Below are 6317 nucleotides of genomic sequence, written 5' to 3'. Positions count from 1 at the left end.
CCCCGGCCCGCGCAGCGGGCCGGGGTCGCGGCAGTCGGGCGTGTTTCTTGGGTACTTCTTTGCACGAGCAAAGAAGTACCTCGCGGCGCGCTGGCGAGTCAGCGCCTGGCAGGCGGTCAGACAGAGGCACGTAAACACCCGATGCCGAACCATGGCCAGCCACATCGAGGCAGGCGGCTGGACGGAGCCACGTAAGCGCGGGGCGGTGAACCCGGCCCGACGGGGCGCGGCAGGGGGCGACGCTACAGGGCGTCGAGGACTTCGGAGAGGCGCGAGACGGGAATGACTTCCATTCCCTTGATCGGCTTGCGTGGGGCGTTGGCGGCCGGCGCGATGGCGCGGGTGTAGCCATGCTTGGCCGCTTCGCGCAGGCGTTCCTCGCCATTCGGGACCGGGCGGATCTCGCCGGCCAGGCCGACCTCGCCGAACGCCAGCAGCTCCTGCGGCAGGGCGCGATCACGGAAGCTGGAGAGCGCGGCCGCCAGCATCGGCAGGTCGGCGGCAGTCTCGGTTACGCGTACGCCGCCCACCACGTTGATGAAGACGTCCTGGTCGAACAGGGCCACGCCGCCGTGGCGATGCAGCACGGCCAGGAGCATGGTCAGGCGGTTCTGTTCCAGCCCGACGGTGATCCGCCGCGGCTGCGAGGCATGGCTCTCGGCGACCAGCGCCTGCACCTCGACCAGCAACGGGCGCGTGCCCTCGCGGGTCACCATGACGACGCTGCCGGGCACCGGCCCCTGGTGACGTGACAGGAAGATCGCGGACGGGTTGGAGACCGCCTTCAAGCCGTTCTCCAGCATGGCGAACACGCCCAGCTCGTTCACCGCGCCGAAGCGGTTCTTCACCGCGCGCAGCATGCGATAGCGCCCGTCCGGGTCGCCCTCGAAATAGAGCACCGTATCGACCATGTGTTCCAGCACACGCGGGCCAGCGAGCTGGCCGTCCTTGGTCACGTGCCCGACCAGGATCACGGTGATGCCGCGCTGCTTGGCCATGCGCACCAGGGCCGCGGCGCTTTCGCGCACCTGGCCGACCGAGCCGGGGGCGGACTGCAGCGCAGCGGTGTAGAGCGTCTGGATGGAGTCGATTACCAGTACGCGCGGGCGCTCGCGTTCGCAGGTGGCGATCACGTTCTCGACCTGGGTTTCGGTCAGCAGGCGCAGCCCGTCGACCTCCAGGCCCAGGCGCCGGGCGCGCATGCCGATTTGCTGGGCCGATTCCTCGCCGGTCACGTAGAGCGTGTCGCCGATGGGCAGCATGGCCAGGGTCTGCAGCAGCAGGGTGGACTTGCCGATGCCCGGGTCGCCGCCCAGCAGCACCACTGACCCGTGGACCAGGCCGCCCCCCAGGGCGCGATCCAGCTCCGATAACCCGGTGCTGGTGCGCGGTACCTCGGCCAGCTCGACCTCGCCCAGGCGGGTAATGCCGGCGACCGCGCCGGCGTACCCGCCGCGCGGGCCGGCGCTGGCCGTCGGAGCGGCCTCCTCCAGGGTGTTCCAGGCGCCGCAGTCGCCGCACTGGCCGGCCCACTTGGGGCTGATCGCGCCGCAGGACTGGCATACGTACTGGGTCTTGCTCTTTGCCATCAGGGGGCCTTCTGCGGTGGGGCTTCCGGCAGGTCGGGCGCGACTACGCGCACGGTGCGGATGGTGTTGTTCTTGATCTGGGCGATGTCCATCACCACGCCGTTGATCTTCACGCTCACGGGCGCTTCGGGGATGCTCTCCAGGTGTTCGACGATCAGGCCGCTGAGGGTCTTCGGGCCGTCCTGTGGCAGGTCCAGGCTCAGGGCCCGGTTCAGTTCACGCAGGTGAATGCCGCCGTCGACCATGACCGAGCCGTCGTCCTGACGCAGGAGGTCGTCGCTCATCGCCGGGGAGTCGGTGGTGAACTCGCCGACGATCTCCTCTAGCAGGTCCTCCAGCGTGATCAGCCCCTCGATATCGCCGTACTCGTCCACCACCAGGCCGATCCGCTTCTTCTGTTGCTGGAAGTTGATCAGCTGACGGTTGAGCGCCGTACCTTCGGGAATGAAGTAAGGCGGGGTCAGGACCTGACGCAGATCGTCGGGGGCGAACGCGTCACGCTCGACCAGTGGCAGGACGTCGCGGCGATGGACGAAGCCGACGATGTGGTCCAGCTCGCCCTCCACCACCGGCAGGCGGGTGAAGCTGCCGTGGATCAGTTGGTCCTCGACCTCGTTCCAGGGTTCGTTCAGGTCAATCACCACAATCTCGTTGCGCGGGATCATGATGTCCTCGACCGTGGTGCGCTCCAGATCCAGCAGGTTCAGCAGCATGCGCTGGTGGTTGGCCGGGATCAGCGCGCCGGCCTCGGAGACCACGCTGCGGAGTTCATCGGTGTTCAGTGCGGCGCGCTGGTCGGCATTCATATGGACGCCGAACAGGCGCAGCACGCCGTTCGCCATCAGGTTGATCATCCAGACCACCGGCCACATCACCTTGATCAGTCCAGAGTAGACCCAGGCGGCGGGGTAGGCCACGCGTTCGCTGTGCAGCGCGGCGAGGGTCTTCGGTGCGGTCTCGGCGAAGATCAGCAGGGTCAGGGTCAGCACGCCGGTGGCGATGGCCACGCCGGTATCGCCGAACAGGCGCCACCCGATGAAGGTGGCGATCTGCGCGATCATGATGTTGACGAAATTATTGCCCAGCAGGATCAGTCCGATCAGTCGATCCGGTTTCTCCAGCAGCCGCGCGGCGCGCTGGGCGCCGCGATGGCCGGTCTGCGCGCGGTGGCGCATGCGATAGCGGTTCAACGCCATCAACGCCGTCTCCGAGCCGGAGAAGAACGCCGACAGCAGGAACAGCACCACCAGGGCGCCGAACAGGACGTACAGCGGGATCTCTTGCAAGGGTGCGGCCTGCGGTCAGGGGTGGGCGGACGGGCGGGGCTGCATGCTCGGGATCATTTCAGGCAAGGCCCGCGGGGGTGTCAAGCCGTGGTTACCGCGTTCAGATGCGTCCGAGGATGACTTCCAGTACCAGCTTGGAGCCGAAATAGGCCAGCACCAGCACGACAAAGCCGCCGGTGGTCCAGGCCAGTGCGCGGGTGCCGCGCCAGCCGAGACGCCAGCGGCCAATCAGCAGGGTGGAGAAGATCAGCCAGGCCAGGATCGACAGTGTGGTCTTGTGGACCAGGTGCTGGGCAAACAGATTGTCCACGAACAGCAACCCGGACAGCAGGCTGAGCCCGAGGAACAGCCAGCCGATGAAGATCATCCGGAACAGCCACACCTCCATCGAGAACAACGGCGGCAGGGCGCGCACAAAGCCCGAGGCGTGATGGTTGTGCAGGGCCCGGTGCTGGGCGGCCATCACCGCCGCCTGTGCGGTGGACAGCGCGAGGAACGCCCAGCCCAGTGCCGAGAACAGGATGTGCAGGTCGATCCCGGCCGAGGTGGTATAGCGCGTATCGCCGTCACACAGGAGAGCGGTGAGGGCGGCCAGCGCGGTCAGCGGCAGGATCACGACCCCGAGGATGGCCAGGGGGTGGCGCCAGCTCGTCAGCCATAGCAGTGCGGCCACCAGCCACAGCGAGGCCGACAGCGCATTGCCCAGGCACAGGTTGAGTCCCGTATCGGTCAGCACCATCGGCAGCAGAGCGCCCAGGTGGGCGAGCAGCGCGAGCCCCCACAGGGCCAGGGGCCCCCGCGGCTGGCCCTGTGTCAGCGGCTGCCGGCGGGCGGTGACAACCAGGTAGCCCGCGGTGACGAGATACAGCACGACGGCGAGGAGTCCGATGGCAATGATCATGACGCCGGATTATCGCCGCTCCGCGGGCGGATTGCACATGGTGACGGCCGTTCCGGCGCCAGTTCGGGTGCCCCGCTGTGATCTCTCGACCGGTTGCCCGGCGGTGGGCCTGCATCCCGGAGCGCGAGAGCGGTATACTGTGCGGTCCCGTGGTCGGTGGATGTGCGCCGACCGCCGCTGATTCAGACGAGGACGCGTGATGTTCGACGGCCTTTCCAGCCGCCTGCAGGAGACCATGAAGCGCCTGAAGGGTCAGGCGCGGCTCACGGAGGACAATGTCCAGGACGCCCTGCGCGAGGTGCGCATGGCGCTGCTGGAGGCCGACGTGGCCCTGCCGGTGGTGCGCGAGTTCATCAAGGACGTCAAGGAAAAGGCGCTGGGCAAGGAGGTCATCGGCAGCCTGACCCCCGGCCAGGCCCTGATCAAGGTCGTCCATGACGAACTGATCGCGACCATGGGTGGCGAGAATGCCACGCTGAACCTGGCGCAGCAGCCGCCCGCCGTGGTGCTGGTGGCCGGCCTCCAGGGCGCCGGCAAGACCACCAGTATCGGCAAGCTCGCGCGCCTGTTGCGCGAGCGCGAGAAGAAAAAGGTCGCAGTGGTCAGCTGTGACGTCTATCGTCCGGCGGCAATCCAGCAGTTGGAGACCCTGGCCGGCCAGGTCGAAGTCACGTTCTATCCCAGTGATACCAGCCAGAAGCCCGAGGCGATCGCCAGGGATGCGGTCGCCCGCGCCCGCCGCGAGGGCATCGAGGTCCTGCTGGTGGATACCGCGGGCCGCCTGCATGTCGACGAGGACATGATGGCCGAGGTCCAGGCCCTGCATCAGGCGATCGACCCGATCGAGACCCTGTTCGTGGTCGATTCCATGACCGGGCAGGATGCGGCGAACACCGCACGCGCCTTCGGCGAGGCGCTGCCGCTGACCGGCGTGGTGCTCACCAAGGCGGACGGCGATGCCCGTGGGGGTGCGGCCCTCTCGGTGCGCCAGATCACCGGCGTGCCGATCAAGTTCATTGGCATGGGCGAACGCCCGGATGCCCTGGAGCCGTTCCACCCCGAGCGCATCGCCTCGCGCATCCTCGGCAAGGGCGACGTACTGTCGCTGGTCGAGGAGGCCAGTCGCCAGGTCGACCAGGATCAGGCCGAGAAGCTGACCCGCAAGTTGAAGAAGGGGCGCGGCTTCGACCTGAACGACCTGCGCGACCAGCTGGGCCAGATGCAGAAGATGGGCGGCATGAGCTCCATGCTCGAGAAGCTCCCCGGCGGCGGCAAGCTGCCGGATGCGGTGAAGAATCAGGCCAACGACAAGGAGATCGGTCGCATGATGGCGGTGATCTCGTCGATGACCGAGCGCGAGCGCCGTCACCCGGAGGTGATCAAGGGCTCGCGCAAGCGCCGTATTGCCGCTGGTTCCGGCACCCAGATTCAGGATGTGAATCGTCTGCTCAAGCAACACACCCAAATGAGCAAGGCGATGAAGAAATTCTCCAAGGGCGGCGCATCGAAGATGATGCGGGCCCTGGGGAGCAAGATGGGCGGCATGGGGGGCATGGGGGGCCCCGGCGGCGGGATGCCGTTTCGCTAGCAGAAACTACCTAAAGCACGTGCGTGCGGCGGCCTGGCGCACAAGGGAGACCTGAGCTCTCCCTTGTGTTGTCGGTCGAATTCGTTATAATCGCGCGTTTTCTCGAGAAAACGGACTCACGGGGTTCAACACTACATGGTTACGATTCGCCTGCTACGCCGCGGCGCCAAGAAGCGCCCGTTTTATTCGATCGTGGTTACCGATTCCCGCGCTCGTCGCGATAGCGGCTACAAGGAGCAGATCGGTTTCTTCAACCCGGTGGCCCGCGGTCAGGAAGAACCGCTGCGCATCGATCTGGAGCGCGTGGACCACTGGCTGGGTCACGGCGCCGGCATGTCCGAGCGTGTGAATCACCTGGTCAAGGGTTACCGCAAGCAGCAGCAGTCCGCGGCGGCCTGAGGGCGCCCGGCCGTTGTACTGACGCTTGGCTGCGGTCATGAATGAGGCGGATGAGCGTATCCGCGTCGGGCGTGTGTCCGGGGTCTATGGCGTCAAGGGTTGGGTGCGGGTCTTTTCCGAGACCGCGCCGCGCGCCGCGATCACCGACTTCCCGCAGCTGTGGATGCAGCACGGGAGTGATTGGCGCCTGGTTGACGTCGAGGGCGGCCGCGGCCATGGCCAGGGCGTCGTGATGAAGTTTCACGAAGCCGCGGATCGCGATGGGGCGCACCGGTTGATTGGTGCCGAACTCGCGATCGAGCGGGCCTGGTTGCCACCGGCCGAGGATGGTGCCTACTACTGGGCCGATCTTCTGGGCATGGCTGTCGAGAACAACGACGGCGCGGTGTTGGGAACCATCTCGGGTTTTATCGAGACCGGTGCCAACGACGTGCTGGTAGTCCAGGGGGATCGGGAACGCCTGATCCCCTGGGTTCGCGACCAGTACGTGCTGGACGTGGATCTGGAGGCCCGCCGCGTGCGGGTCGACTGGGACCCGGAATTCTGAAGCGGCG

At 67.0% G+C, this 6317-nt stretch carries 6 protein-coding genes; 3 read left to right on the top strand and 3 right to left on the bottom strand.

The window, feature by feature from the left end; genetic code table 11:
- Window positions 1-242: 242 nt before the first annotated feature.
- The 3 genes from radA to G333_RS0113695 all read right to left on the bottom strand — a co-directional run bounded on the left by radA (window position 243) and on the right by G333_RS0113695 (window position 3776).
- Window positions 243-1589, bottom strand: a complete 1347-nt coding sequence (gene radA, locus G333_RS0113705) for a DNA repair protein RadA (RefSeq protein WP_019563611.1) — start codon at window positions 1587-1589, stop codon at window positions 243-245.
- Window positions 1589-2875, bottom strand: coding sequence for an HlyC/CorC family transporter (locus G333_RS0113700; RefSeq protein ID WP_019628703.1), 1287 nt, complete (start codon window positions 2873-2875; stop codon window positions 1589-1591). Before G333_RS0113700 ends, radA begins: the two co-directional genes overlap by 1 nt.
- A 100-nt stretch (window positions 2876-2975) precedes the next feature.
- A complete protein-coding gene (locus G333_RS0113695; RefSeq protein WP_019628702.1) occupies window positions 2976-3776 on the bottom strand; it encodes an inner membrane protein YpjD in 801 nt (266 codons plus the stop codon).
- A 199-nt stretch (window positions 3777-3975) separates the two neighbouring features.
- Between G333_RS0113695 and ffh the strand changes: the two genes are divergently transcribed.
- The 3 genes from ffh (at window position 3976) to rimM (ending at window position 6310) form a co-directional block, all read left to right on the top strand.
- Window positions 3976-5364 carry a signal recognition particle protein gene (gene ffh / locus G333_RS0113690; RefSeq protein WP_018175870.1) on the top strand — a complete coding sequence of 463 codons (1389 nt, stop codon included), beginning with the start codon at window positions 3976-3978 and terminating at the stop codon, window positions 5362-5364.
- A 135-nt stretch (window positions 5365-5499) separates the two neighbouring features.
- The gene (gene rpsP / locus G333_RS0113685) at window positions 5500-5763 is read left to right on the top strand and encodes a 30S ribosomal protein S16 (RefSeq protein WP_018145315.1); all 264 of its coding nucleotides are present in this window, start codon (window positions 5500-5502) and stop codon (window positions 5761-5763) included.
- Between the two features lie 37 nt (window positions 5764-5800).
- A complete protein-coding gene (gene rimM / locus G333_RS0113680; RefSeq protein ID WP_019628701.1) occupies window positions 5801-6310 on the top strand; it encodes a ribosome maturation factor RimM in 510 nt (169 codons plus the stop codon).
- Window positions 6311-6317: the final 7 nt, after the last annotated feature.

This window comes from Thioalkalivibrio sp. AKL10 (assembly GCF_000381845.1).
Taxonomy (GTDB): domain Bacteria; phylum Pseudomonadota; class Gammaproteobacteria; order Ectothiorhodospirales; family Ectothiorhodospiraceae; genus Thioalkalivibrio; species Thioalkalivibrio versutus.
The sequence above is the reverse complement of the archived record's forward strand: the minus strand, read 5'-3'. Positions and strand labels throughout refer to the sequence as shown.

Excerpts from the sequence above, each read along its gene's own strand:
- radA (WP_019563611.1), bottom strand. The coding sequence starts at position 1,589 with ATGGCAAAGAGCAAGACCCAGTACGTATGCCAGTCCTGCGGCGCGATC.
- G333_RS0113695 (WP_019628702.1), bottom strand. The coding sequence starts at position 3,776 with ATGATCATTGCCATCGGACTCCTCGCCGTCGTGCTGTATCTCGTCACC.
- ffh (WP_018175870.1), top strand. The coding sequence starts at position 3,976 with ATGTTCGACGGCCTTTCCAGCCGCCTGCAGGAGACCATGAAGCGCCTG.
- rpsP (WP_018145315.1), top strand. The coding sequence starts at position 5,500 with ATGGTTACGATTCGCCTGCTACGCCGCGGCGCCAAGAAGCGCCCGTTT.
- rimM (WP_019628701.1), top strand. The coding sequence starts at position 5,801 with ATGAATGAGGCGGATGAGCGTATCCGCGTCGGGCGTGTGTCCGGGGTC.